Below are 23,584 nucleotides of genomic sequence, written 5' to 3'. Positions count from 1 at the left end.
CCATGTGGGACTTCCTGCAGCACCTGTCGTTCTGGGATTGGCTGGCACTGGGCACGGTGTTGCTGATTCTCGAGGTATTCGGCGCCGGTGGTTACCTGCTGTGGATGGGCATCGCCGCAGCCGCCGTGGGCGTGATCAAGTTTCTGGTTCCGCCCCTGGGGCTGGAATGGCAACTGTTGCTGTTCGCCGTGTTGTCGATATTGACCGCGGTGTACTGGTGGAAGCGCCAGCGCAGCAGCGCCAAGGCCAGCGACCAGCCGGGGCTCAACGAGCGAGGGTCGGAGTTGGTCGGGCGCACCTTTGTGGTGCATCAGGCCATTATCGAGGGCCGAGGCAAAGTGAAAGTCGGTGATGGCGTCTGGATCGTCACCGGCCCCGACACTCCTGTAGGCGCTCAAGTACGGGTGATTGGTCAGAATGGTGCGGTTTTGAAGGTTGAAACTGTTTAGTCGGCGATGGAACTCGGTTGGGCTAACTACAATCATAAAGTACAGATCACCCAACCGGAGTCACCCATCATGCGTCTTAAATATGCTGTCGTAACCCTTGCTGTGCTTTCCCTTCCTGTCGGTTCAGCGATGGCCGACAGTTTCTGGCGCAACGTCATCTCGTCGGGTGCCACAACTGGCTCGACGTACCTGACCTTCAAGGATCACAAGTTGGTAGTCGCTGCACAGGACGACGCCGGCAGCTTCGTTGCCAGCGACGGTGGTATCCGTGGCCCATACCTGGAAGCCGCCATGCAGAAAGTCCGTGCCGACAACCCTGGCCTGCAAGCCACCGACATGGAACTGGCCAACGCCATCCTCGCGAAAAACGCTGTTACCGAGTGATTCCACATGCTCTAAAAAATGCCGCTTTCCCAAGCGGCATTTTTTTGTCTGCGCGATGACGATTCATTCACGGGTGACAGGCTATATTCAGTCGTGCCGTGCAACCATGCCGGTACTGATACGTCTTTTACTCATCGCCAATCTGAAACGGATGCCTTCGTCGTCATGAGCCAACAGCCCTTTCTGCCGTTCTCCAAACCCACCATCGATGAAGCCACCATCTCGGCAGTCGGCGATGTACTGCGCTCGGGCTGGATCACCAGCGGGCCAAAAGTGCAGGCATTCGAAGCTCAGCTGTCGGAATACTTTGGCGGGCGCCCAGTGCGCACGTTCAACTCGGGCACCTGCACCATGGAGATTGCCTTGCGCATTGCGGGTATCGGGCCTGGGGATGAAGTCATCACTACGCCGATCTCCTGGGTCGCAACGGCCAACGTGATCCTGGAAGTTGGCGCCACGCCGGTGTTTGCCGATATCGATCCGGTGACCCGCAATATCGACCTGGCCCAAGTGGAAGCCGCGATCACTCCACGGACCAAGGCGATTATCCCGGTGTACCTGGCCGGCCTGCCTCTGGACATGCCGATGCTTTACGCGCTGGCCAACAAGTACAACCTGCGCATCATCGAAGACGCCGCCCAGGCATTGGGATCGAGCTGGGATGGCGAGCGCATCGGCGCCACCGGCGACTTCGTGTCGTTCAGTTTCCAGGCCAACAAGAACATCACCTCCTCCGAAGGCGGTTGCCTGGTATTGAACAACGCCGAAGAAGCGCGTCTGGCCGAGAAATATCGCCTGCAAGGCGTGACCCGCACCGGTTTCGACGGCCTGGATGTGGATGTGCTGGGTGGCAAGTTCAACATGACGGACATCGCCGCCGCCATCGGCCTGGGGCAGTTTGCCCATATCGAGAAGATCACTGCCCATCGCCAGAACCTGGCGCGTCACTACTTCAAATGCTTCGGTGCCGATTTTGAAGAACAATACGGCGCACAACTGCCGCCGGCGGATTTCGAAAACAGCAACTGGCACCTCTTTCAACTGGTGCTACCGGAGCGTCAGGACGGCTTGCCCGCCCGCGCTACTTTCATGGAGCAGATGCAGGCCCATGGCGTCGGCATTGGCTATCACTACCCGCCGATCCACATGCTGAGCCTTTATCGGGCACAGGGGTTCAAGGAAGGCATGTTCCCGGTGGCGGAGAAGGTGGGGCGTTTGATCGTGTCGTTGCCGATGTTTACGGCGATGACTGAGGCGGATGTGGAGCGGTCGGTGGCGGCGGTCAAAGCGGTGCTGAAAGCAGGTTAAGCACCACCACAATCAAATGTGGGAGCTGGCTTGCCTGCGATGCAGACACCTCGGTGGATCAGTCACACCCCGGTGATGCTATCGCAGGCAAGCCAGCTCCCACACTGGTTACTTTATTCGCCGATGGCGGCTTTGTAGCCAGCAGCATCCAGCAGTTTTTCCAGGTCAGCCGGGTTGCTTGGCTTGAGCTTGAAGATCCACGCACCGTAAGGGTCGGAGTTCAACAGCTCAGGCTCGCCGCTCAGGGCATCGTTGACCGCAATCACTTCGCCAGCAATTGGCGAGTAGATATCCGAAGCAGCCTTCACCGACTCAACCACACCGGCCTGATCAGCCGCAGCAAATACGTTGCCGACTTCGGTCAGTTCAACGAACACCACATCACCCAACGCTTCCTGGGCATGGTCGGAGATACCGACGGTCACGGTGCCGTCAGCTTCCAGACGAGCCCATTCGTGACTTTCGGCAAAACGCAGGTCCGCAGGGATATCGCTCATAGTCTGTGTCCTCAAGAAGAAATGTCAGCGGCCTTTGGCCTGCCAGAAATAGGTTAGATCAAGGTTTTACCATGGCGCACGAACGTCGGTTTGACCACCCGAACCGGATACCACTTGCCGCGGATTTCCACTTCGGCCCGGTCGGCCGTCGCCGTCGGAACGCGCGCCAAGGCAATGGATTTGCTCAGCGTGGGAGAGAAACTACCACTGGTGATCTCTCCTTCGCCAACATTGGCGATACGAACCACCTGATGAGCGCGTAAAACCCCACGCTCTTCCAGCACCAACCCTACGAGTTTGAACTGCACGCCCGCCGCCAGTTCGGCTTCCAGTGCAGTGCGACCGATGAAATTGCGCCCAGCAGGTTCCCACGCGATGCTCCAGGCCATATTGGCAGCCAGAGGTGAAACCTCCTGGTGGATATCCTGGCCGTACAGGTTCATTCCGGCTTCCAGACGCAAGGTGTCGCGGGCGCCGAGACCGATGGGCGAAATACCCGCGCCCACCAGATCGTTGAAAAAGCCTGGCGCCTGATCAGCCGGCAGGACAATTTCCAGGCCGTCTTCACCGGTGTAGCCGGTGCGGGCGATAAACCAGTCACCGTCTACCTGGCCCTCGAAAGGCTTGAGCTGGTGAATCAGGGTGCTGCGCGATTGGGTGACCAACTCGGCGATCTTCTGCCGGGCATGGGGTCCCTGAATGGCCAGCATCGCCAACTCGGGTCGCTCGTGCAGTTGCACCTGGTAGTTATCCAGCTGCGCCTGCATCCAGGCCATGTCCTGGTCGCGGGTGGCGGCATTGACCACCAGCCGGTAACCGGCGTCGGTGCGGTAGACGATCATGTCATCCACGACGCCGCCCTTTTCGTTGAGCATGGCACTGTACAACGCACGGCCGCAGCTGTGCAGGCGATCCACATCATTGGCCAGCAAATGCTGGAGCCATTCCTTGGCCTGATGGCCTGTGATATCGATCACGGTCATATGGGATACATCGAACACCCCGCAGTCGCGTCGCACCTGATGGTGTTCTTCAACTTGAGAGCCGTAATGCAGGGGCATATCCCAACCGCCAAAATCGACCATTTTCGCGCCGAGGGCGAGATGCAGGTCATACAGAGGCGTACGCTGTCCCATGGGTTTCTCCTTCCGGGCTTGGCGAAGGTACGCAGCGTTGCTGTTTGCGCTGGACGCCTTGATTTACAAGGCTTGCAGCCACTTACAGCAACCCGATCCGAAAGACGGAGCGCACCGAATGCCGCGCATTGTAGCCGCAAGCCGTAGGACTGGCACCTAACCGATTTGCCGTGCGGAGCGTCGAATCAGCCCGATCACTGGCAGCAAGCCTACCAACACCAGGGTCAACGCCGGCAATGAGGCCCGCGCCCACTCGCCTTCACTGGTCATTTCAAAGATGCGAACCGCCAGGGTGTCCCAGCCGAACGGGCGCATCAGCAGGGTTGCGGGCATTTCCTTGAGCACATCGACAAAGACCAGCAGCGCTGCGCTCAGCGTCCCCGGCAGCAACAACGGCAGATACACTTTGCAAAACAGTCGCGGTCCGCTCACACCAAGGCTGCGCGCGGCCTCCGGCAACGATGGGCGGATTCGCGCCAGGCTGTTTTCCAGCGGTCCATAGGCCACCGCCAGGAAGCGCACCAGATACGCCAGCACCAGCGCCGACAGACTGCCCAGCAGCAACGGCTTACCCGCGCCGCCGAGCCAACCGGACATCGGCACTACCAGCTCTCTATCCAAGTAACTGAATGCCAACATGATCGACACCGCCAGCACTGAACCCGGCAAAGCGTAACCAACGTTGGCCAGGCTAATGCCAGAGCGGATTGCCCGTGTGGGTGCCAGGCGGTTGGCAAACGCCAATACCAGCGCCACGCTGACGGTGATCAGCGCGGCAATACCGCCCAGGTAGAGGGTGTGGAGGATAAGGCCCGAATAGCGCTCATCCAGATCGAAGCGACCACGTTGCCAGAACCAGGCGACCAGCTGCAGCATCGGGATGACAAAGGCACAGGCGAATACCAAACCGCACCAAGTGCTGGCCGCTGCCGCCTTGAAACCGCGCAGGTGATACAACGCCTTGCCCCGTGGCCGTTCATTGCTCGGACGGCTGGCGCCACGGGCGCGGCGCTCGCCATACAGCACCAGCATCACCACCAGAAGCAACAGGCTGGCGAGTTGGGCCGCGCTGGACAGACTGAAAAAGCCGTACCAGGTCTTGTAGATGGCGGTGGTGAAGGTGTCGAAATTGAACACCGAGACCGCGCCGAAATCCGCCAGGGTTTCCATCAACGCCAGCGCCACACCCGCCCCAATCGCCGGCCGCGCCATCGGCAGGGCTACGCGCCAGAACGCCTGCCACGGCGATTGCCCGAGCACCCGCGCAGCTTCCATCAAGCCTTTGCCCTGAGCCAGGAACGCGGTACGCGCCAGCAGGTAGACGTAGGGATAAAACACCAGCACCAAGACGATGATCACACCGCTGGTAGAGCGCACACGTGGCAAACGCAGGCCTGTGCCAAACCATTCACGCAGCAGGGTTTGCACCGGGCCCGCAAAGTCCAACAGGCCGACAAATACAAAGGCCAGTACATAAGCAGGGATCGCAAAAGGCAGCATCAACGCCCAATCGAGCCAGCGCCGCCCGGGGAATTCGCAGAGGCTGGTAAGCCAGGCCAGGCTCACGCCGAGCAAGGTCACGCCGACGCCCACGCCCAACACCAGCGTCACGGTGTTGCCCAGCAAGCGTGGCATCTGGGTTTCCCAGAGATGGGACCAGATTTGCGCATCGATGCTTTGCCAGGACAGCAGCAGCACGCTCAGCGGCAGTAGCACCAGGGCGGCGACGGTGAACACCGGCAGGTACCAGCGGCGTTGGGCGGGGTGGGCCAAGGAAAAACTCTCAGGCAAATGAAGATTTCGAAGTCACTGCTAACTAATGTGGGAGCTGGCTTGCCTGCGATGCATCACCTGGGTATCACTGATACACCGAGGTGACTGGATCGCAGGCAAGCCAGCTCCCACACTTGAACTGCCATATTTTCTAAAAGTGTGTCAGTTCCAGCCGGCCCGATCCATCAAGCGGATCGCCTCGGCCTGGCGCTTACCCGCCACTTCCACCGGCAGGGTGTCTGCCACGAACTTGCCCCACGTCGCCACTTCGGCTGACGGCGGTACGGCAGGGTTGGCCGGGAACTCCTGGTTCACATCGGCAAAGATCTTCTGCGCCTCAGGCGTGGTCATCCACTCCACCAATGCCTTGGCCGCTTCCGGGTGCGGCGCATTCTTCGTCAGGCCGATGCCCGACAGGTTCACATGCACGCCACGGTCGCCCTGGTTCGGCCAGAACAGCTTCACTGCCAGGTTTGGGTTCTGCTTGTGCAAACGGCCGTAGTAGTAGGTATTGACGATGCCCACGTCGCACTGCCCGGCGTTGATCGCTTCCAGCACGGCGATGTCATCGGAGAACACATCGGTAGACAGGTTGTTGACCCATCCCTTGACGATTTCTTCGGTCTTGGCCGCGCCATGGGTTTCGATCAGGGTGGCGGTCAGCGACTGGTTGTAGACCTTCTTCGCGGTACGCAGGCACAGGCGGCCTTCCCACTGTTTGTCGGCCAGCGCTTCGTAGGTGGTGAGGTCACCCGGTTTTACGCGATCGGTGGAATAGGCGATGGTGCGCGCGCGTAGGCTCAAGCCGGTCCAGGCGTGGCTCGAGGAGCGATATTGCAGGGGAATATTCTTGTCAATCACCGGGGAGGTGAACGGTTGCAGGATGCCCATTTGCTCGGCCTGCCACAGGTTGCCGGCATCGACGGTGAGCAGCAGGTCGGCGGTGGCGTTTTCGCCCTCGGCCTTGATGCGCTGCATCAGCGGGGCTTCCTTGTCGGTGATGAACTTGATCTGAACGCCGGTCTTCTGGGTGTAGGCGTCGAATACCGGCTTGATCAGTTCGTCGATGCGCGATGAGTAGACCACGACTTCGTCGGCCGCCTGTGCGGTGGTGCTGCCGATAAGGGTGAGTGCCAGGGCAGTCAGGAGGCGCTTGGGTGCCAACATGGGTGCGGTCTCTCATTTGCAAAAAGAGAGCAAATGATAAGGACTCACATTTGGTAACGCTCGGTGGAGGCGTTACCAGATGTTGCATAGCTATGATTTGTGCTGAAACTATCTACACCTCTGTCAACGGCAAAAGCGCACCTGTAGTGAGCGGGCTTGTCCCGCGCTGGGTGGCGAAGCCGCCCCACAACCAAGCACCTAGGTTTTTCTGAAGCACCGCGGCGTTCTGGTTAGGGCGGCTTCGCCACCCAGCGCGGGACAAGCCCGCTCACTACAGGTTGTGTGGAGACTCATGCTCAGGGTTTGGCGAGCTCAGGGAGATCGCCAGACAGGCCGAGGGCTTGTCGCACGAACACCGCCTTGGCTTCGGGCATCTGGTCGACCAGTTTCAAGCCGGCATTGCGCAACCAGCGCAGTGGCAATTGGTCGGCCTGGAACAGTCGTTCAAAGCCCTCCATCGCCGCCATCAAGGCCAGGTTGTGGGGCATGCGTCGGCGCTCGTAGCGGCTCAGTACTTTCACATCCGCCATGCGCTCGCCGCGTTCGGCTGCCGACAACAGCACCTCGGCCAAGGTCGCCGCATCCAGGAAGCCCAGGTTTACGCCCTGCCCAGCCAACGGGTGGATCACGTGAGCGGCATCCCCGATCAACGCAAGGCCTTCGGCCACGTAGCGCTTGGCGTGTCGTTGACGCAATGGCACGCAAACACGTGGATCGGCGCTGAGCACAGTTCCCAGTCGGCCTTCAAAGGCGCGTTCCAGTTCACGGCAGAAGCGTTCATCATCCAGCGCCATCAAGCGCTCCGACTCAGCCGGCGTGGTCGACCAGACGATCGAACACCAATCTTCCTGCCCATCGCGCACCAGCGGCAAAAACGCCAGCGGGCCGGTGTCGGTAAACCTCTGCCAGGCCGTGCGCTGGTGCGGCTGGCTGCTGCGCACGCTGGTGACGATGGCGTTATGCAAGTAATCCCATTCGCGGGTTGCGGTGCCGGTCAGGCGGCGCACGGCGGAGTTGGCGCCGTCGGCCGCCACCACCAGCGGCGCACGCAGCTTGCGGCCATCGGCCAGGGTCAGCAGCCAGTCGTCGCCGGAGCGGCGCATCTGCTCCAGGCGTGCGTTGGCCAGCAGGCCTAGGTCACAGTCGTGCAGGCGATCAAGCAAGGCGTCCTGAACCACGCGGTTCTCAACGATATGCCCAAGCACTTCGGCGTGCACACTGGCGGCCGAAAAGTGGATCTGCCCAGTGCCGCTGCCGTCCCACACTTGCATTTCGCCGTACGGGCTGGCGCGCCGCTCGACGATGCCGTCCCACACGCCAAGACGCTCCAGGATGCGCTGGCTGGCGGCCGACAAGGCGCTTACGCGGGGTTCGAACGCTGCGTCATGGTCGAACGGCTTGACGCTCAGCGGGCTGCCGTCGAGCAGCAGCACCTGCAGGCCACTGCCCTGCAACGCCAGCGCCAAGGCGCTTCCGACCATTCCGGCCCCGACAATCAGCACATCTGCGCGCATGTCCATGCTTTAAGCCTGTCTCGCTGGCGGCTTGCGCCGCACGTAAAGGGTTTTGTCGACACGCGCCACCAGGGTGCCGGAGCCGTCATGAATCTGTACCTTGAGGTGGGGAAGGTACTTGTCACCACCTTCGGTCTGCCTGCGAATCTCGTCCAACAAGGCATCGTCGATAGAAAATTCGGCGTACACCGGGCCTCTGCCCGGCGAAATGAAATCAATGCTCGCGGCCTTGTCCCAGACGATGTAGTCGCGCCCCAGGTTCTCCATCAACAGCAGCATGTAGAACGGGTCGACCATCGAATACAGGCTGCCGCCAAACTGCGTGCCGACGTAATTGCGGTTGTACCAGCCCAGGCCCATGCGCACTTTCACATGGCGAAAATCCGCACTGAGTTCCTGTACCCGCACGCCCGCGCCGAGGTACGGCGGGTACAAGCTCAGGAACCAACGCAACAACCGCGCCTTGCCCAAGCGCTGGGTCAGCCAGTTACGCATCGGGGCGCGTGCCCAGGCCCATGGCCTGACGGGCGAACCAACGCTTGGCCGGCGGCAACAAGTCCAGGCCCAACAGGCCCATGTTACGGCCTAGCGCGACCAACGGTTGGGCGCTGCCAAACAGCCGTGTGACCTGGTCGGAGAAACCCACCGTCAGCTTTTGGTCGAGGCGCTGGCGCTCGCGATAGCTTTGCAGCGTTGCCAAGTCGCCGGGCACCGCAGGCCCGGCCAGCAGGGCCTCGGCCAAGGCATTCGCATCGCGCAGGGACAGGTTGAAACCCTGTCCGGCAATCGGGTGCAGGCTGTGGGCGGCGTTGCCGAGGATCGCCAGGTGCGAGCGTACTTGTTCTTCGGCTTCCACCAGGGTCAGCGGATACAGGTGGCGTGCACCCACTTGTTTCAGCGTGCCCAGGCGGTAGCCGAACACGCTTTGCAATTCGCTGAGAAAGGCGCGCTCGTCGAGGCTGGCCAGGCGCTGGGCGTCCATGCCGATACGCGTCCACACCAGTGCGCAACGGTTGTCCGGCAGCGGCAGCAACGCCATCGGGCCTTCATCGGTGAAGCGCTCGAAGGCTTCGCCGTTGTGGGCTTCGCTCGGGGTGATGTTGGCGATCAGCGCGCTCTGGTTGTACGGGCGGGTTTTCACGCCGATACCCAGTTGCTCGCGCAGGCCGGAGCGGCCGCCGTCAGCCAGAACAGCAAGGTCGCACTCCAGCACGGTTTCATCATTGAGGGTCAGGCGGTAGCCATCGGGCAGCGGTTCCATGCGCGTGACCTCGGCCGGGCAGCGCCAACTGACCACGTCCTTGTCCAGGCCCTGCCACAGGCATTGGCCGAGCCAGGCGTTTTCCACCACATAACCCAGGGCCGGCACGCCCTCTTCCATGGCAGACAACCGTGCGGTGGAGAAACGCCCACGGTCCGACACGTGAATCTGCTTGATCGGCTCGGCGCGGTGGGAGATGGCCTGCCACAGGCCCAGGCGCTGATAAATCTGCTGGGCGCCGTAGGACAGCGCCGACGAGCGTGCATCGTAGCTCGGTTGGTAGCTGTCACCCGGGGCGAACGGCTCGATCAGCACGATCTTCCAGCCCCGGGCCTTGGCCCCGGCCTGCAACGCCAGCGCCAGGCTGGCGCCTACCAGGCCGCCACCGATAATGGCCAGATTGACCCGGCTCATCGGGCAGCCGCCATCAGCGCTTCGATCTCGGCGACCGCCTTGGGTACACCGCTGGTCAGGATTTCACAGCCTTGCTTGGTCACTACCACGTCGTCCTCGATGCGTACGCCAATGCCACGCCATTTCTTTGCCACGTTCTGGTTGTCCGGTGCGATGTAGATGCCCGGCTCCACGGTCAACGCCATGCCCACTTCCAGCACCCGCCATTCACCGCCCACCTTGTACTCGCCCACATCATGCACATCCATGCCCAGCCAGTGGCCGGCGCGGTGCATGTAGAAGGCTTTGTAGGCTTCGTTGGCGATCAACTCGTCGACGTCGCCCTGCAACAAACCCAGCTTGACCAGCCCGGCGGTGATGACTTGCACCGTCGCTTCGTGAGCCTGGTTCCAATGCTTGTCCGGGGCGATCTCGGCAAAGGCGGCTTCCTGGGAAGCCAGCACAATTTCATAGATCGCCTTCTGCTCCGGCGAAAACCTGCCGTTGACCGGCCAGGTGCGGGTGATATCGCTGGCATAGCAGTCGATCTCACAACCGGCGTCGATCAGCACCAGGTCACCGTCCTTGAGCACCGCGTCATTCTGCTGGTAATGCAGGATGCAGCTGTTGCGTCCGGCGGCGACAATGGAGCCGTAGGCCGGCATTTTCGCGCCGCCCTTGCGAAATTCGTAGTCCAGCTCGGCTTCCAGGCTGAACTCATGCAACCCCGCACGACTGGCCTGCATCGCCCGTACATGGGCGGCGCAGGAGATTCGCGCAGCCTCGCGCATCACCTTCACTTCTGCCGCCGATTTATACAGGCGCATGTCGTGCAGCAGATGATCCAGGGCAACGAATTCGTTCGGTGGCTGGGCGCCAAGGTGCGCCTTAGAGCGGATCACGTTGATCCACTCCATCAGGTGACGGTCAAATTCGGCATTGCTGCCCATGGCCGAATACACCCGGTCGCGGCCTTCGATGAGGCCGGGCAGGATGTCGTCGATATCGGTGATGGGAAATGCGTCGTCGGCGCCAAAGTCGCGGATCGCGCCTTCGGTACCGGCGCGCAAGCCGTCCCATAGTTCGCGCTCGGCGTTGCGTTCGCGGCAAAACAGCACGTACTCGCCGTGCAGGCGGCCGGGCATCAGCACGATCACCGCTTCCGGTTCCGGGAAGCCGCTCAGGTACTGGAAGTCGCTGTCCTGACGGTACACGTGCTCCACATCACGGTTGCGGATCGCCACGGCGGCGGCCGGCAGGATCGCGATGCTGTTGGGTTCCATCTGCGCCATGAGCGCCTTGCGACGCCGGGTGTATTCCGCTCTGGGGATATGAATCATGGGCAGATGGGCTTCCTTACTTAGTGCAGCGACGGCTTTGGCGCAGCAGGTTCAGCGGACTTGCGCGTCTCGGTGAACAGTAGCAGCGGCGCAACGCGCAGGTATTCCATGACTTCCATGTAGTCGCCTTCACCGTCTTCGGACTCTTCCAGGGCGTCTTGCACCTGGGAGATCGCTGCCAGGTCCTGCAGCACTTCCTTGGCGTCGGTGCTCAGTTCCAGGCCGCCGGCATTCACGCCGAAACCGTGGAGGAAACCCTGGCACCATTGGCCCAGGGCGGCGGCACGCTCGGTGAGCGGCGCGTCATCGGTCGGCAGCAGCAGGACTACGGTGACGTCATCACCGGTCAGCTCGCCCTTGACCATTTCCTGCAGGCCGATCAGCGCGTTGCGCACGTTGTCTTCGGGTTCTTTTTCCAGCAGCTCGGCCACATCGGCCAGCCAGTTGTCGGCATCAAAGCCAACGCCGGTGCAGCTGCGGCCCAGCAACACGCCGTGCAGTTCGGCAGGCGAGCATGGGTGGCCGCTGGTGCTCAGCAGTTTGGAAAAAGCGTCGTACGGGGAGTTCTGAATGGGCATGGTGAGCTAGGCGCCAGACGGCGCAATGTCTAGAATGGAGCGCTGTATCCTAGCACCGGCAGACGTACCAAGACTATCAAGGGCGTCAGATCGTTTATCCTGAAGTTGCCATTCATCAGACAAATCCAGTGGAACCCAATGGAAGACACCGACCTGCAAGCGCTGATGGCCAGACTCGAATTGCTAATTACTCGGGTCGAGCAACTTAAGAGTCAAAACGGACTCCTATTAGCTCAGGAAAAGACCTGGCGCGAGGAACGCGCTCACCTCATTGAAAAAAACGAAATCGCCCGGCGTAAGGTCGAATCGATGATTTCGCGCCTGAAGGCCCTGGAGCAAGACTCATGAGTTCAAGCAATAGCGTCACCGTGCAGATCCTCGACAAAGAGTATTCGATCATCTGTCCCCAGGAAGAGCGCAACAACCTGGTGAGCGCCGCCCGTTACCTGGATGGCAAGATGCGTGAAATCCGCAGCAGCGGCAAAGTGATCGGTGCCGACCGTATCGCCGTGATGGCCGCGCTGAATATCACCCACGATTTGCTGCATAAGCAGGAGCGCCCTGACGTACAGGCCAGCGGCTCGACGCGCGAGCAGGTGCGCGACCTGCTGGAACGTGTGGACTTGGTGCTTTCCAGCGATTCAGACGCACCCAAGGGCTGATTGCCGCGACTGTTTAAGGTATACTCGCCCCACTCCCTGGCGTGTTTGCCAGTCGGCGATGTCCCTGAGCCGATTCGCACTACCCTGGAAGTTGCACGTTGGGCTGGTGTGCATGTCCGCTAGACGGAAAGCCTTAAAGCCTACTGCTTCTTCCACCTTGAACTTTCGGGTTCAAGGGCTAAGTCGACAGCGGCTCTGTCGGGGAGCCTGAATTCCCAAACTCAATGCCAGTCTTAGGACTGGCATTGTTTTATGAGCCGAAAAACCATGACCGAACCTGCGCCGCTTTCCCGTCCGCAACTTCGACGCATGTTGCGCAAAGCCCGCCGTGCACTCACGCCGAGCGAGCAGCGCCGGGCCGCCCTGGGCCTGTATCGGCAACTGGCACAGCACCCGCTGTTTCGCCGGGCCAAACACATTTCCCTGTATCTACCGACGGACGGTGAAATCGATCCGCGCCTGCTGCTGCGTGCTGCCCAGCGCCGGGGCAAGGCCACCTACCTGCCGGTGCTCAGCGCCTGGCCACGGACCAAGATGGTGTTCCAACGCGTGCGGCCGGGGGAAAAGCTGCTGCACAATCGTTTTCGTATCCTGGAACCGCGGGTCAATATCAGCCAGCAACGCAAGGTGTGGGCGCTGGACCTGGTGCTGCTGCCATTGGTGGGGTTCGATGATGCGGGCGGACGCTTAGGGATGGGCGGCGGTTTCTACGATCGCAGCCTCGCTTACCTGGCGCGTCGCCAAAGCTGGCGCAAGCCGACGCTATTGGGCCTGGCTCATGAATGTCAGAAAGTCGAACGGCTGGTACAGGCGAGCTGGGATGTGCCGTTGGCAGGCACCGTCACCGATAAGCAGTGGTATGTCGCGCAAACGCCGCTGGAAAAAGCGGCGTCTTGAAGAAGGGTTAACGCTTGAACGGTTGCGGCTGCTGCTGAGCCAGTTCGACCGGCGCATCGGTCTTGTTCGACCACAAGCTTTGCGCATACCCGGTGGTCACGACGCCCAGACCAAACAAAATAACCAAAATCCATAGTAAATCCGGTTTACGTTGCATCGATTGCCCCCCTTCAGGCACCTCGTACACGATGACAACAACGTTCCAAAGTAGTCCGTTGCAGCTGCGTCAAGCTTTAAAAGCCGGCATTCTGCGGTAACGTGAACCAACACGCAAACCTTGGCGCCAACCGACTGTCGGTTTGTCATCAAATTGCCAGACAACTTGCCCACTGCCTTTTTCAGGAGCCCAAAAATGGCCTACTGGCTGATGAAATCCGAGCCCGACGAACTCTCGATCAAGGGCCTGGAAAAGCTTGGCGAAGCCCGTTGGGACGGGGTACGCAATTATCAGGCGCGCAACTTTTTGCGGGCCATGGCCGAAGGTGACGAGTTTTTCTTCTACCACTCCAGCTGCCCGGAGCCCGGTATCGCCGGCATCGGAAAAATCATCAAGGCGGCGTACCCGGACCCCACCGCCCTGGAGCCGCAAAGCCACTATTTCGACGCCAAGGCCAGCCCAGAGAAAAACCCGTGGAGCGCCATCGATGTGGCCCACGTTGCAACCTTCCCCAAGGTGCTGGGCCTGGGCTACCTGAAACAACAAACGGCACTCGCCGAGCTGCCCCTGGTGCAAAAAGGCAGCCGGCTCTCGGTGATGCCGGTGACCGCAGAGCAGTGGGCGGCGGTACTCGCCCTGCGTTAACAACGACAGAACCCGACGGTCACGCGCCTGACGCATGCATCTGTGCGCCAGTCGGGTTAGGCTTGCGCTTCATTTGACCGGCATCAACCGCCTTCGGGCGCTGAGCGGTCAAACTAGGACGCTAATGCCGCAGGAAGCCGCCATGTCGACGAACCACCACGCCTCACGCCTTTTCGCCTTCGCATTGATCGCCCTGTTGCTGGGTGCCGGCGGCTTCGGTTACTGGCGCTCCACCCAGGATCGCCTGCCCGAAGGCCTGAGCATGGGCAATGGCCGCCTGGAATCCACCGAAGTGCAGATCGCCGCCAAGATCCCCGGGCGTCTGGCGGACGTGCGCGTGGACGAAGGCGACAAGGTACTCAAGGGCCAACTGCTCGCACGCATGGACACCCGCACCCTGGAAGCCCAGCGCGCCCAGGCCGAAGCCGAAGTGCTGCGCGCCAAGGAAAACTTCGCCGCCGCCGAAGCCAACGTGCAACTGCGCCAGAGTGAGCAACTGCTGGCCAACCAGGAACTCAAGCGCACCCAGGAGCTGTACAAGCGCGGCTTCGCCAGCACCCAGTTGATCGATCAGCAACAGGCGCGGCAGAACACCGGCAACGCCGCCGTGATCGCCGCGCAAGCCCAGGTCAACTCGGTAAAAGCCACCATCGGTGCGGCCCAGGCCCAAGTGGCCCAACTCACCAGCGAAATCGACGACAGCAGCCTGCGCGCGCCTATCGACGGGATCATCCAACTACGCTTGGCCGAGCCCGGCGAAGTACTCGGCGCCGGTGGACGCGTGCTGCTGCTGATCGACCCCAATGACCAGTACATGAACCTCTACTTGCCCGCCTCCGTCACCGGTCGCCTGACGGTTGGCAGCGACGCGCGCATCCTGCTCGACGCCCTGCCCCAACAGCCGCTGCCGGCCAAGATCAGCTTTGTCGCCGCCAAATCGCAGTTCACCCCTAAAGAAGTAGAAACCCGCGACGAACGCCAGAAACTGGTGTTCCGCGTCAAACTGCGGCTGACCCAACCCAGCGCCGTGCCCCAAGCCAAACCCGGCATGCCCGGCGCTGGCTACGTGCGCACGGCTGACATCGACTGGCCGGCCAACCTGCAATGACCGGCCTGGCGCTGCACGCCACCGGGATCAACCACCGCTACGGCAAGCAACAGGCACTGCTCGACATCAGTTTCAGCCTGCCGGCCGGCACGCGCTGCGGGTTGATCGGTCCGGATGGCGCGGGCAAATCGAGCCTGCTGGGGTTGATCGCCGGAGTTAAAAAGCTGCAGGACGGCCAACTGGATGTGCTGGGCGGCGCCATCGACGACCGCCGCCACCGCAACAGCCTGTACCCGCGCATCGCCTTCATGCCGCAAGGCCTGGGCGGCAACCTGTACCCCGAACTGTCCATCAGCGAAAACATCCGCTTCTTCGCCACGCTGTTTGGTTTGTCGAAGGACGACTGTGACCAGCGCATGCACAACCTGCTGCTGGCCACCGACCTCGCCCGCTTTGCCGAACGCCCGGCGGGCAAGCTTTCCGGCGGCATGAAACAAAAACTCGGCCTGTGCTGCGCACTGATCCACGACCCGGACCTGTTGATCCTCGATGAGCCCACCACCGGCGTCGACCCTCTGTCACGCCGGCGCTTCTGGGAGCTGGTAGAAAGCGTACGCCAGGAACGCCCGCAACTGACGCTGCTGGTGGCGACCGCCTACATGGAAGAGGCTGAGCAATTCGAACACTGCCTGATGCTCGACCGCGGCAAACTGATCGCCGACGGCCTGAGCAGTGAACTGGCAGCGGTAACACCCAGTGGCAAACTGGATGAAGCGTTCACCCACTTCCAGGGTGACAGCGCCCACAACAACCAGCCGCTGGTGATCCCGCCGCGTGAAAACGACACCACCGATATCGCCATCGAAGCCCACGACCTGACCCTGCGCTTTGGCGATTTCACAGCGGTCAACAAGGTCAGCTTCGCCATTGGCCGAGGCGAGATTTTTGGCTTCCTCGGCTCCAACGGCTGCGGCAAGACCACCACCATGAAGGTGCTCACTGGCCTCATGCCGGCCACGGAGGGCAGCGCAAAGCTGCTGGGCAATCCGGTGAACGCCAAGGACCTGGCCACCCGCAAGCGCGTGGGTTTCATGTCGCAAAGCTTCTCGCTGTATGGCGAGCTCAGCGTGCGCCAGAACCTGGTGCTGCATGCGCAACTGTTCGACTTGCCCAAGGCCGACAGCGGCCCGCGCATTGATGAACTGATCCAGCGCTTCGACCTCGGTGAGGTCGCCGAACAACCCTCTGGCGAGTTGCCCCTCGGCCTGCGCCAGCGTTTGTCACTGGCCGTGGCGGTGCTGCATCGCCCGGAAGTGTTGATCCTCGATGAGCCCACCTCGGGCGTGGACCCGGCAGCGCGGGATGACTTCTGGCGGCTGCTGATCGAGCTGTCCCGCGAACAAGGCGTGACGATCTTCCTGTCCACCCACTTTATGAACGAAGCCCAGCGCTGCGACCGTATCTCCCTGATGCACGCGGGCAAGGTACTGGCCTGCGACACACCGGACGCGCTGCAACAGCAATTCCATGGCGATACGCTTGAGGCGGCATTCGTCACCTGCCTGGAACAGGCCCAAGGCGAGCCCGAGCCCAGCGAGCCCACAGCTACCGTCAGCGAAGCGACCGCACCGCCGGTGAGCAAGCGCGGTTTCAGCGTGGCCCGTTTGTTGGCCGTGGCCAGCCGCGAAAGCAAGGAACTGCTGCGGGACAAAGTGCGCATGGCCTTCGCTCTGCTTGGGGCGCTGTTCATGATGGTGATTTTTGGCTACGGCATTTCCCTGGATGTGGAAAAGCTCGCCTTCGCCGTGTACGACCAGGACCAGAGCCCGCAAAGCCGCGCCTACCTGGAAGCCTTTCGCAGCTCACGTTATTTCGCCGAGCAACCGGCCATCCGCGACGCCAACGAACTGCACCGGCGCTTGCAGCGCTCGGAGATCAAACTGGCCTTGGAGATTCCGCCAGGCTTTGGCCGTGACCTGTACGCCGGGCGCCAACCCACCGTGGCTGCGTGGCTCGATGGCGGCATGCCGTTTCGCGCAGAGACCAGCCGTAATTATGTGGAGGCCGTGCACCAGGGCAATCTTCAGCAGTTGGCCGAATTGAGCAGCCGGCCACAGAACAACCAGGCTGCGGCCAAGCTGGAAACACGCTTTCGCTACAACCAGGACGTGGTCAGCGTCAACGCCATCGGCCCAGGGGTTATGGCGCTGATCCTGGCGTTTATCCCGGCAATGCTCACCGCGCTGGGCATCGTGCGTGAGAAGGAGCTGGGGTCGATCACCAACTTCTACGCCACGCCGCTGACGCGCCTGGAATTCCTGCTGGGTAAACAGGCGCCATATCTAGCCGTCAGCCTGGTCAACCTGGCACTGCTGGTGGCGATGAACCGCTGGTTGTTCGGTGTGCCGTTCAAGGGCAGCGGTGTGACGCTGGCATTTGGCGGCCTGCTGTACGTGCTGGCCACCACCAGCATGGGCCTGCTGATTTCCGCGTTCACCCGCACGCAGATCGCGGCGATCCTCGGCACCATGATCATCACCAGCCTGCCGACCATCCAGTTCTCCGGGCTGATCGTGCCGCGCTCGTCACTGGAAGGCGCAGCCGCATTGATGGGCACGCTGTTTCCGGCGGGGCACTTCCTGGATATTGCAGTGGGCACTTTCACCAAGGCCCTGGACCTGCGCCAACTGTGGCCGCAGTGCCTGGCGCTGTTCGGGTTCTTCATCGGGTTCACCGGGCTGAGCCTGATCATGCTCAAGAAGCAGGAGGCCTGATGCATAAGTTCGCGCACATCCTGCGGCTGGGTCTCAAGGAACTGACCAGCCTTCGCCATGACAGCGTTCTGCTGCTGTTTCTGTTCTACGCATTCACCGTGGCCATCTATATGCCTGCGGCCGGCTCGGTGATCGGGGTGCACAACGCCAGCGTGGCGTTTGTCGATGAAGACCACAGTGCACTCTCGCGGCAAATGGCCGAAGCCCTGCAACCGCCTGAGTTTCAAGCGCCAGCGCCCTTGGCCTATGACCAGTTGGACAAGGTCATGGACAGCGGCGAGTACACCTTCGTGATCAACGTGCCGGCGAACTTCCAGGCTGACTTGCTGGCTGGCCGCCAGCCCGGCGTGCAGGTGAACGTGGACGCGACGGCGATGAGCCAAGCGTTTATGGGCGCAGGCTATATCGGGCGGATTTTCCAGCGCGAGTTGCTCAGTTACAGCGGGCAAACTGACGCCGCCAGCAACACGCCCGCCCTGCTCACCACCCGCGCACTGTTCAACACCAACCTGGAGGGCGGCTGGTTCCTGGCGGTGATCCAGATCGTCAACAACATCACCATCCTCGCCATCGTGCTCACCGGCACCGCACTGCTGCGCGAGCGTGAGCACGGCACCCTCGATCACTTGCTGGTGCTGCCGCTGACTGCGCTCGAGATCATGCTGGCGAAAATCTGGAGCAACATGCTGGTGGTGGTGCTGTGTACCTGGCTGTCGTTGGAAGTGGTGGTGAAGGGGTTGCTTGGCGTGCCGCTGGCGGGGTCGCTGAGTCTGTTCCTGTTTGTGACGGCGCTGTATCTGTTTGCCAGTACGGCCTTGGGGATATTCCTCGCGACGCTGGCGCGTTCGACGCCGCAGTTCGGCTTGCTGGCGATCCCGGTGATCATCCCGATGCTGCTGTTGTCAGGCGGCAGTACACCGCTCGACAGCATGCCCGAATGGTTGCAGTGGGTGATGCAGGGGTCGCCGTCGACGCACTTTGTGAGCCTGAGCGCGGCGATTCTGTTTCGGGATGCTGGGGTGAGCGTGGTGTGGCCGGACTTGCTGGCGCTGGCGGGGATTGGGTTGGTGTTTTTCTTGGTGGCGTTGGCGCGGTTCAGGAAAAGTCTGGCGTCCTGAGGTGACTGTACCGCCGCCATCGCGGGCAAGCCCGCTCCCACAGGGAACTGCATTCCAATTGTGGGAGCGGGCTTGCCCGCGATGGGCGCGCTGCGATTATTGGATGATCAGGTTGTTGAACAGCAGGTCTTCCACCACCGGCTTGCCGGTTTCGTCGTTCATCACTTGCTGAGTCTGCTTCAGGGCTTCCTGGCGCAGTTTTTCCTTACCCTCAACGGTGCTCATGGTCTCGTTGGTCTGCTGGGTGAATAGCGCCACCAGTTGATTGCGGATCAACGCGTCGTTGGCTTTGACGGCGGCAGCGGCTTCGGGACCGGTCACACGCAGGGCGATGTCGGCCTTGAACACCTTGAGTTTCGCCGTGCCGTCCAGGCCGTAATTACCCACGAACGGCGGGCTGAGGCTGATATAGCTGATCTTCGGCGCCTCGCCTTCTTTGGCTTCTTCGGCCTGGGCTGCCATCGGCAAGGTCAGGGCCAGCATCAACAGGATCCACGCTTTCACAGTTCATTCCTCAAATTCGGTTGCCCGGTAGCATAACGCTAGCAAGGCTGAGCACAAGCTTATGGCGGCTTATCAGGCCTGGGCATGCTCGTTGACCCACGAGCGTACCCTCCTACACTTATCGGCCACGACACCAAAAGGAATAGTCCGATGAAAGCTGTGCTGTGCAAAGCCTTCGGCCCCGCCGAAACCCTGGTGCTGGAAGAGATCGAGAGCCCAGCGATCAAGAAGAACGAAATCCTGCTGGACGTGCATGCCGCCGGGGTCAACTTTCCCGACACGCTGATTATCGAGGGCAAGTATCAGTTCAAGCCCCCTTTCCCGTTCTCGCCCGGTGGCGAGGCTGCGGGCGTGATCCGTGAAGTGGGCGAAAAGGTCAGCCACCTGAAAGTCGGTGACCGGGTCATGGCCCTGACCGGCTGGGGCAGCTTTGCCGAGCAGGTCGCAGTACCGGGCTATAACGTGCTGCCGATCCCGCCTAGCATGGACTTCAACACCGCCGCCGCCTTCAGCATGACCTACGGCACCTCCATGCACGCGCTGAAACAACGCGCCAATCTGCAACCCGGCGAAACCCTGCTGGTACTCGGCGCCTCGGGCGGCGTGGGCCTGGCTGCCGTGGAAATCGGCAAGGCCATGGGCGCCCGCGTGATTGCCGCCGCCAGCAGTGCCGACAAACTCGCAGTGGCCAAGGCGGCCGGTGCCGACGAGTTGATCAACTACAGCGAAACCAACCTGAAAGACGAGATCAAGCGCCTCACCGACGGCAACGGCGCCGATGTGATCTATGACCCGGTGGGTGGCGACTTGTTTGACCAGGCCATCCGCAGCATCGCCTGGAATGGGCGCTTGCTGGTGGTCGGGTTTGCCAGTGGGCGCATCCCGGACCTGCCCGTGAACCTGGCGTTGCTCAAGGGTGCGGCGGTGGTGGGCGTGTTCTGGGGCTCGTTCGCCCAGCGCCAGCCCCAGGACAATGCGGCAAACTTCGCACAGCTGTTTGGCTGGTTTGCCGAAGGCAAGTTGAAGCCGCTGGTGTCGCAGGTTTACCCGCTGGAACACGCCGCCCAGGCGATCAACGACCTCGGCCAACGCAAAGCCGTCGGCAAAGTGGTGGTTCAGCTACGCTGACCGTAGTTTCATTTTGCCCACGCAGTGCCTGGGTGCATGATCGCGCCCAGGCACTTATTCACAGGCAGGAAGGGTTATGGTCAAGACGTTGCTGTTGGGCATGTTGATGCTGCTGTCGGTACAAGCATGTGCCCATAAAAAGGACGAAGCCCTCGGCCTCAGCAATGTCACAGTGTTGATCGTGCGCCACGCCGAAAAACCCGCCCAAGGCCCGCTGCTCAATGCCCGTGGCGAACAGCGCGCAGCGGCGTATGCGAGTTATTTCGACCCGCTGCAACTCAATGGCGTCTCTGTGGTACCGCAACGGTTGATCGCAACCAGCGACAGCAAGGACAGTTCACGCCCGCGCCTGACCCTCACCCCGTTGTCCCAACGCCTGCAACTGCCCATCGAGCAGCCGTATGCCGACAATGAAGTCGAGAAGCTGGTTAAATCGTTGCGCAAGTCCAACCAGGCGCAAACTGTGCTGATCGCCTGGCACCATGGGCATATCGATAAGTTGATCGCCGCGTTCGGCGGAGACGGCCCAGCCTTGACCGGCCTGCCGAAATGGCCGGAAAGCGTGTATGACTGGCTGATCGTGTTGCGCTTTGATGAGCAGGGCCAACTGATCGAGTCCCGCAGCCAGAAAGTCCAAGAGCATCTGCTCCCCGGCGATATCGCATCACTGCGTTAAAAAACGTCCTCGAATTACCCCTAAGCGACATGTTCGTAAAAGAACATGCGATTGCTCTCATTTCTTGTGCTTGCAGATAAGAGGCGATGCTATTTTCGGTAACGAAACTGTAACATTCGCATCCGCAGTCAAAACAAGAAATTTGGAGCTCTTGAATGTTTGCTTTCTTTCGTCCTGCCGCACACCAGGCGCCCCTGCCTGAAGAAAAAATAGACAGTACCTACCGACGCCTGCGCTGGCAGATCTTCGCGGGTATTTTCTTCGGTTACGCCGGGTACTACCTGCTGCGCAAAAACTTCTCCCTGGCCATGCCCTACTTGATCGACGAGGGTTATACCCGTGGCGAACTGGGCCTGGCGATGTCGGCCATCGCAATTGCATACGGCTTGTCCAAGTTCCTCATGGGCCTGGTGTCCGACCGCTCCAACCCGCGCTACTTCCTGACCTTCGGCCTGCTGGTGTCGGCGGGGGTGATGTTCATTTTCGGTTTCGCACCTTGGGCAACGTCCAGCGTGACCATGATGTTCATTTTGCTGTTCATCAACGGTTGGGCCCAAGGCATGGGCTGGCCGCCGAGCGGGCGGACCATGGTGCACTGGTGGTCGCAGAAAGAACGCGGCGGCGTGGTGTCGGTATGGAACGTGGCGCATAACGTCGGTGGTGGCCTGATCGGCCCGCTGTTCTTGCTCGGCATGGCGTGGTTCAACGACTGGCATGCGGCGTTCTACGTGCCGGCCACCGTTGCCTTGCTGGTGGCGGCGTTTGCCTTCATCACCATGCGCGATACCCCGCAGTCGGTGGGCCTGCCGCCGATCGAGCAATACAAGAACGACTACCCGGAAGGCTACAACGCCAGCCACGAAGAAGAGTTCAGCGCCAAGGAAATCTTCGTCAAGTACGTGCTGCGCAACAAAATGCTGTGGTACATCGCCTTCGCCAACGTGTTCGTCTACCTGCTGCGCTACGGCGTGCTGGACTGGGCGCCGACCTACCTCAAGGAAGCCAAGCACTTCGACGTGGATAAAACCTCGTGGGCGTACTTCTTCTACGAGTGGGCGGGCATTCCGGGCACGCTGCTGTGTGGCTGGATGTCGGACAAGATCTTCCGTGGCAACCGCGGCCTGACCGGCGTGGTGTTCATGGCCCTGGTGACCGTGGCGACCCTGGTGTACTGGCTCAACCCGCCGGGCAACCCGATGATCGACATGATCGCGCTGTTCTCCATCGGCTTCTTGATCTACGGCCCGGTGATGCTGATCGGCCTGCAGGCATTGGAGCTGGCACCGAAGAAAGCTGCCGGTACTGCGGCGGGTTTTACTGGCCTGTTCGGTTACCTGGGCGGTTCGGTGGCGGCGAGTGCAGCCATGGGCTACACCGTGGACCACTTTGGCTGGGACGGCGGCTTTGTGCTGCTGGTGGGCGCGTGCCTGCTGGCAATCGCGTTCCTGATCCCGACGCTGTGGCACACCAACAGCGTCAGCGCGGCGCGTTAATCGCCGCCTGAACAGCCCTTCGCACAACGCTTGAGCCGCGCCTCCAGGTTCTTATCTGGCATGGCGTGGCTACGCAGGGCGTTAACGGTCTGCTCGACATAATCGCGAGTGGTGCCGTAGCGCCCGCAAGCGCTCTCCAGCACATGGTTCAATACCTGGTCGGGCAAGTTACCCGCGTAGCTGGGCAAATGCCGCTCCAACACAAATCCCAACGCCTGCACCTGGGTGCCATCTTCAAGACGGCAACTGAGCCAATGCGGCCGGTAGGAGGGATATGGCATTTCGCGGCACCACAGTGCGTACAGCGAGGCTTCCAACTGATCTTCCGGCAGGCGGTAGGCGAACCCGCTGCAAGAGCCGCCGCGATCCAGGCCGAACACCAAACCTGGTAATTCCGGCGTGCCCCGATGCTCGTGGGACCACAGGTACAGGCCCCGGTGATAACCATGCACCCGCGCCCGCACGCGCTGGGTGGACGAACATTCCGGGCGCCAGATGAGCGATCCATAAGCAAACAGCCAGACCGGCCCACCCTTGTGCCGACCCATGGTGGCCTGCATCGAGCTCATCAATTGTTCGTGAGTGAGTTGCGGCCCAAGATCGAGTCGCGGAGGGTAAGCCAGTTGCATAAGATCGGATTCAATAACAGTCATGGCGGATCGCTGAGGTCTCCTTCGTGTCT

General features: G+C 61.3%; 25 protein-coding genes and 1 other RNA gene. 14 read left to right on the top strand and 12 right to left on the bottom strand.

Annotated elements, in window-relative coordinates:
• Positions 1 to 2 precede the first annotated feature (2 nt).
• The 3 genes from CFE47_RS21000 (at position 3) to CFE47_RS20990 (ending at position 2,141) form a co-directional block, all read left to right on the top strand.
• Positions 3 to 449, top strand: a complete 447-nt coding sequence (locus CFE47_RS21000) for an NfeD family protein (RefSeq protein ID WP_286840105.1) — start codon at positions 3 to 5, stop codon at positions 447 to 449.
• 69 nt (positions 450 to 518) lie between these two features.
• Entirely contained in the window at positions 519 to 833 is a 315-nt protein-coding gene (locus CFE47_RS20995) for a DUF2388 domain-containing protein (RefSeq protein ID WP_010564480.1), read from the top strand.
• Between the two features lie 165 nt (positions 834 to 998).
• Positions 999 to 2,141: a DegT/DnrJ/EryC1/StrS family aminotransferase gene (locus tag CFE47_RS20990; RefSeq protein WP_286840102.1), complete on the top strand. Its 1,143-nt coding sequence runs from the start codon at positions 999 to 1,001 to the stop codon at positions 2,139 to 2,141.
• A 113-nt stretch (positions 2,142 to 2,254) separates the two neighbouring features.
• Here the strand turns inward: CFE47_RS20990 and gcvH are convergent, their stop codons facing one another.
• The 9 genes from gcvH to CFE47_RS20945 form a co-directional block, all read right to left on the bottom strand.
• Positions 2,255 to 2,638, bottom strand: coding sequence for a glycine cleavage system protein GcvH (gcvH, locus tag CFE47_RS20985; protein ID WP_185709786.1), 384 nt, complete (start codon positions 2,636 to 2,638; stop codon positions 2,255 to 2,257).
• Positions 2,639 to 2,691: 53 nt separating this feature from the next.
• Positions 2,692 to 3,774 (bottom strand): glycine cleavage system aminomethyltransferase GcvT, encoded by a 1,083-nt coding sequence (gene gcvT / locus CFE47_RS20980; RefSeq protein ID WP_286840099.1) that lies wholly within the window; start codon positions 3,772 to 3,774, stop codon positions 2,692 to 2,694.
• Between the two features lie 156 nt (positions 3,775 to 3,930).
• On the bottom strand, positions 3,931 to 5,547 hold the full coding sequence (locus CFE47_RS20975) for an ABC transporter permease (RefSeq protein WP_286840097.1): 1,617 nt from the start codon (positions 5,545 to 5,547) through the stop codon (positions 3,931 to 3,933).
• A 162-nt stretch (positions 5,548 to 5,709) separates the two neighbouring features.
• Positions 5,710 to 6,714 carry an extracellular solute-binding protein gene (locus CFE47_RS20970; RefSeq protein WP_185709789.1) on the bottom strand — a complete coding sequence of 335 codons (1,005 nt, stop codon included), beginning with the start codon at positions 6,712 to 6,714 and terminating at the stop codon, positions 5,710 to 5,712.
• Positions 6,715 to 7,010: 296 nt separating this feature from the next.
• A complete protein-coding gene (locus CFE47_RS20965) occupies positions 7,011 to 8,228 on the bottom strand; it encodes a 2-octaprenyl-3-methyl-6-methoxy-1,4-benzoquinol hydroxylase (protein ID WP_286840173.1) in 1,218 nt (405 codons plus the stop codon).
• A gap of 9 nt (positions 8,229 to 8,237) precedes the next feature.
• Positions 8,238 to 8,723 carry a DUF4442 domain-containing protein gene (locus tag CFE47_RS20960; RefSeq protein WP_286840093.1) on the bottom strand — a complete coding sequence of 162 codons (486 nt, stop codon included), beginning with the start codon at positions 8,721 to 8,723 and terminating at the stop codon, positions 8,238 to 8,240.
• Positions 8,716 to 9,903, bottom strand: coding sequence for a 2-octaprenyl-6-methoxyphenyl hydroxylase (gene ubiH, locus CFE47_RS20955; protein WP_286840091.1), 1,188 nt, complete (start codon positions 9,901 to 9,903; stop codon positions 8,716 to 8,718). Before ubiH ends, CFE47_RS20960 begins: the two co-directional genes overlap by 8 nt.
• Positions 9,900 to 11,222, bottom strand: coding sequence for a Xaa-Pro aminopeptidase (gene pepP / locus CFE47_RS20950; protein WP_286840089.1), 1,323 nt, complete (start codon positions 11,220 to 11,222; stop codon positions 9,900 to 9,902). Before pepP ends, ubiH begins: the two co-directional genes overlap by 4 nt.
• Before the next feature lie 20 nt (positions 11,223 to 11,242).
• A complete protein-coding gene (locus CFE47_RS20945; protein ID WP_105521187.1) occupies positions 11,243 to 11,800 on the bottom strand; it encodes a YecA/YgfB family protein in 558 nt (185 codons plus the stop codon).
• A 138-nt stretch (positions 11,801 to 11,938) separates the two neighbouring features.
• On the opposite strand from CFE47_RS20945, the gene CFE47_RS20940 reads away from it, so the two are divergent.
• The 4 genes from CFE47_RS20940 (at position 11,939) to CFE47_RS20925 (ending at position 13,359) form a co-directional block, all read left to right on the top strand.
• Positions 11,939 to 12,148 carry a TIGR02449 family protein gene (locus CFE47_RS20940; protein WP_007982902.1) on the top strand — a complete coding sequence of 70 codons (210 nt, stop codon included), beginning with the start codon at positions 11,939 to 11,941 and terminating at the stop codon, positions 12,146 to 12,148.
• On the top strand, positions 12,145 to 12,462 hold the full coding sequence (locus CFE47_RS20935; RefSeq protein WP_003176812.1) for a cell division protein ZapA: 318 nt from the start codon (positions 12,145 to 12,147) through the stop codon (positions 12,460 to 12,462). Before CFE47_RS20940 ends, CFE47_RS20935 begins: the two co-directional genes overlap by 4 nt.
• Before the next feature lie 30 nt (positions 12,463 to 12,492).
• A non-coding RNA gene (ssrS, locus tag CFE47_RS20930) (6S RNA) lies at positions 12,493 to 12,671 on the top strand.
• A gap of 58 nt (positions 12,672 to 12,729) precedes the next feature.
• Positions 12,730 to 13,359 carry a 5-formyltetrahydrofolate cyclo-ligase gene (locus CFE47_RS20925; RefSeq protein WP_286840170.1) on the top strand — a complete coding sequence of 210 codons (630 nt, stop codon included), beginning with the start codon at positions 12,730 to 12,732 and terminating at the stop codon, positions 13,357 to 13,359.
• Positions 13,360 to 13,366: 7 nt separating this feature from the next.
• Here the strand turns inward: CFE47_RS20925 and CFE47_RS20920 are convergent, their stop codons facing one another.
• Entirely contained in the window at positions 13,367 to 13,516 is a 150-nt protein-coding gene (locus CFE47_RS20920) for a hypothetical protein (RefSeq protein WP_010207387.1), read from the bottom strand.
• Between the two features lie 195 nt (positions 13,517 to 13,711).
• Between CFE47_RS20920 and CFE47_RS20915 the strand changes: the two genes are divergently transcribed.
• The 4 genes from CFE47_RS20915 (at position 13,712) to CFE47_RS20900 (ending at position 19,101) form a co-directional block, all read left to right on the top strand.
• Complete coding sequence (locus CFE47_RS20915; RefSeq protein ID WP_286840085.1) at positions 13,712 to 14,161, top strand: EVE domain-containing protein; 450 nt, start codon at positions 13,712 to 13,714, stop codon at positions 14,159 to 14,161.
• Positions 14,162 to 14,303: 142 nt separating this feature from the next.
• Positions 14,304 to 15,269 (top strand): HlyD family secretion protein, encoded by a 966-nt coding sequence (locus CFE47_RS20910; RefSeq protein ID WP_286840083.1) that lies wholly within the window; start codon positions 14,304 to 14,306, stop codon positions 15,267 to 15,269.
• Positions 15,266 to 17,983: a ribosome-associated ATPase/putative transporter RbbA gene (rbbA, locus tag CFE47_RS20905; protein WP_286840080.1), complete on the top strand. Its 2,718-nt coding sequence runs from the start codon at positions 15,266 to 15,268 to the stop codon at positions 17,981 to 17,983. Before CFE47_RS20910 ends, rbbA begins: the two co-directional genes overlap by 4 nt.
• Positions 17,983 to 19,101, top strand: coding sequence for an ABC transporter permease (locus CFE47_RS20900; protein WP_286840079.1), 1,119 nt, complete (start codon positions 17,983 to 17,985; stop codon positions 19,099 to 19,101). Before rbbA ends, CFE47_RS20900 begins: the two co-directional genes overlap by 1 nt.
• A 96-nt stretch (positions 19,102 to 19,197) precedes the next feature.
• Here the strand turns inward: CFE47_RS20900 and CFE47_RS20895 are convergent, their stop codons facing one another.
• A complete protein-coding gene (locus CFE47_RS20895; protein WP_135290713.1) occupies positions 19,198 to 19,605 on the bottom strand; it encodes a flagellar basal body-associated protein FliL in 408 nt (135 codons plus the stop codon).
• A gap of 150 nt (positions 19,606 to 19,755) precedes the next feature.
• On the opposite strand from CFE47_RS20895, the gene CFE47_RS20890 reads away from it, so the two are divergent.
• The 3 genes from CFE47_RS20890 to glpT all read left to right on the top strand — a co-directional run bounded on the left by CFE47_RS20890 (position 19,756) and on the right by glpT (position 22,902).
• Positions 19,756 to 20,733 (top strand): NADPH:quinone oxidoreductase family protein, encoded by a 978-nt coding sequence (locus CFE47_RS20890; RefSeq protein ID WP_286840076.1) that lies wholly within the window; start codon positions 19,756 to 19,758, stop codon positions 20,731 to 20,733.
• 76 nt (positions 20,734 to 20,809) lie between these two features.
• The gene (locus CFE47_RS20885) at positions 20,810 to 21,409 is read left to right on the top strand and encodes a flagellar basal body-associated protein FliL (RefSeq protein ID WP_286840073.1); all 600 of its coding nucleotides are present in this window, start codon (positions 20,810 to 20,812) and stop codon (positions 21,407 to 21,409) included.
• A 155-nt stretch (positions 21,410 to 21,564) separates the two neighbouring features.
• Positions 21,565 to 22,902 (top strand): glycerol-3-phosphate transporter, encoded by a 1,338-nt coding sequence (gene glpT, locus CFE47_RS20880; protein WP_135290715.1) that lies wholly within the window; start codon positions 21,565 to 21,567, stop codon positions 22,900 to 22,902.
• Here glpT and CFE47_RS20875 read toward each other — a convergent pair.
• Positions 22,899 to 23,555, bottom strand: coding sequence for a gamma-glutamylcyclotransferase (locus CFE47_RS20875; RefSeq protein ID WP_185709801.1), 657 nt, complete (start codon positions 23,553 to 23,555; stop codon positions 22,899 to 22,901). The two genes, glpT and CFE47_RS20875, sit on opposite strands and share 4 nt — an antisense overlap.
• Positions 23,556 to 23,584 lie beyond the last annotated feature (29 nt).

The organism is Pseudomonas sp. PGPPP1, assembly GCF_002255865.1.
GTDB classification, from domain to species: domain Bacteria; phylum Pseudomonadota; class Gammaproteobacteria; order Pseudomonadales; family Pseudomonadaceae; genus Aquipseudomonas; species Aquipseudomonas cremoris.
The sequence above is the reverse complement of the archived record's forward strand: the minus strand, read 5'-3'. Positions and strand labels throughout refer to the sequence as shown.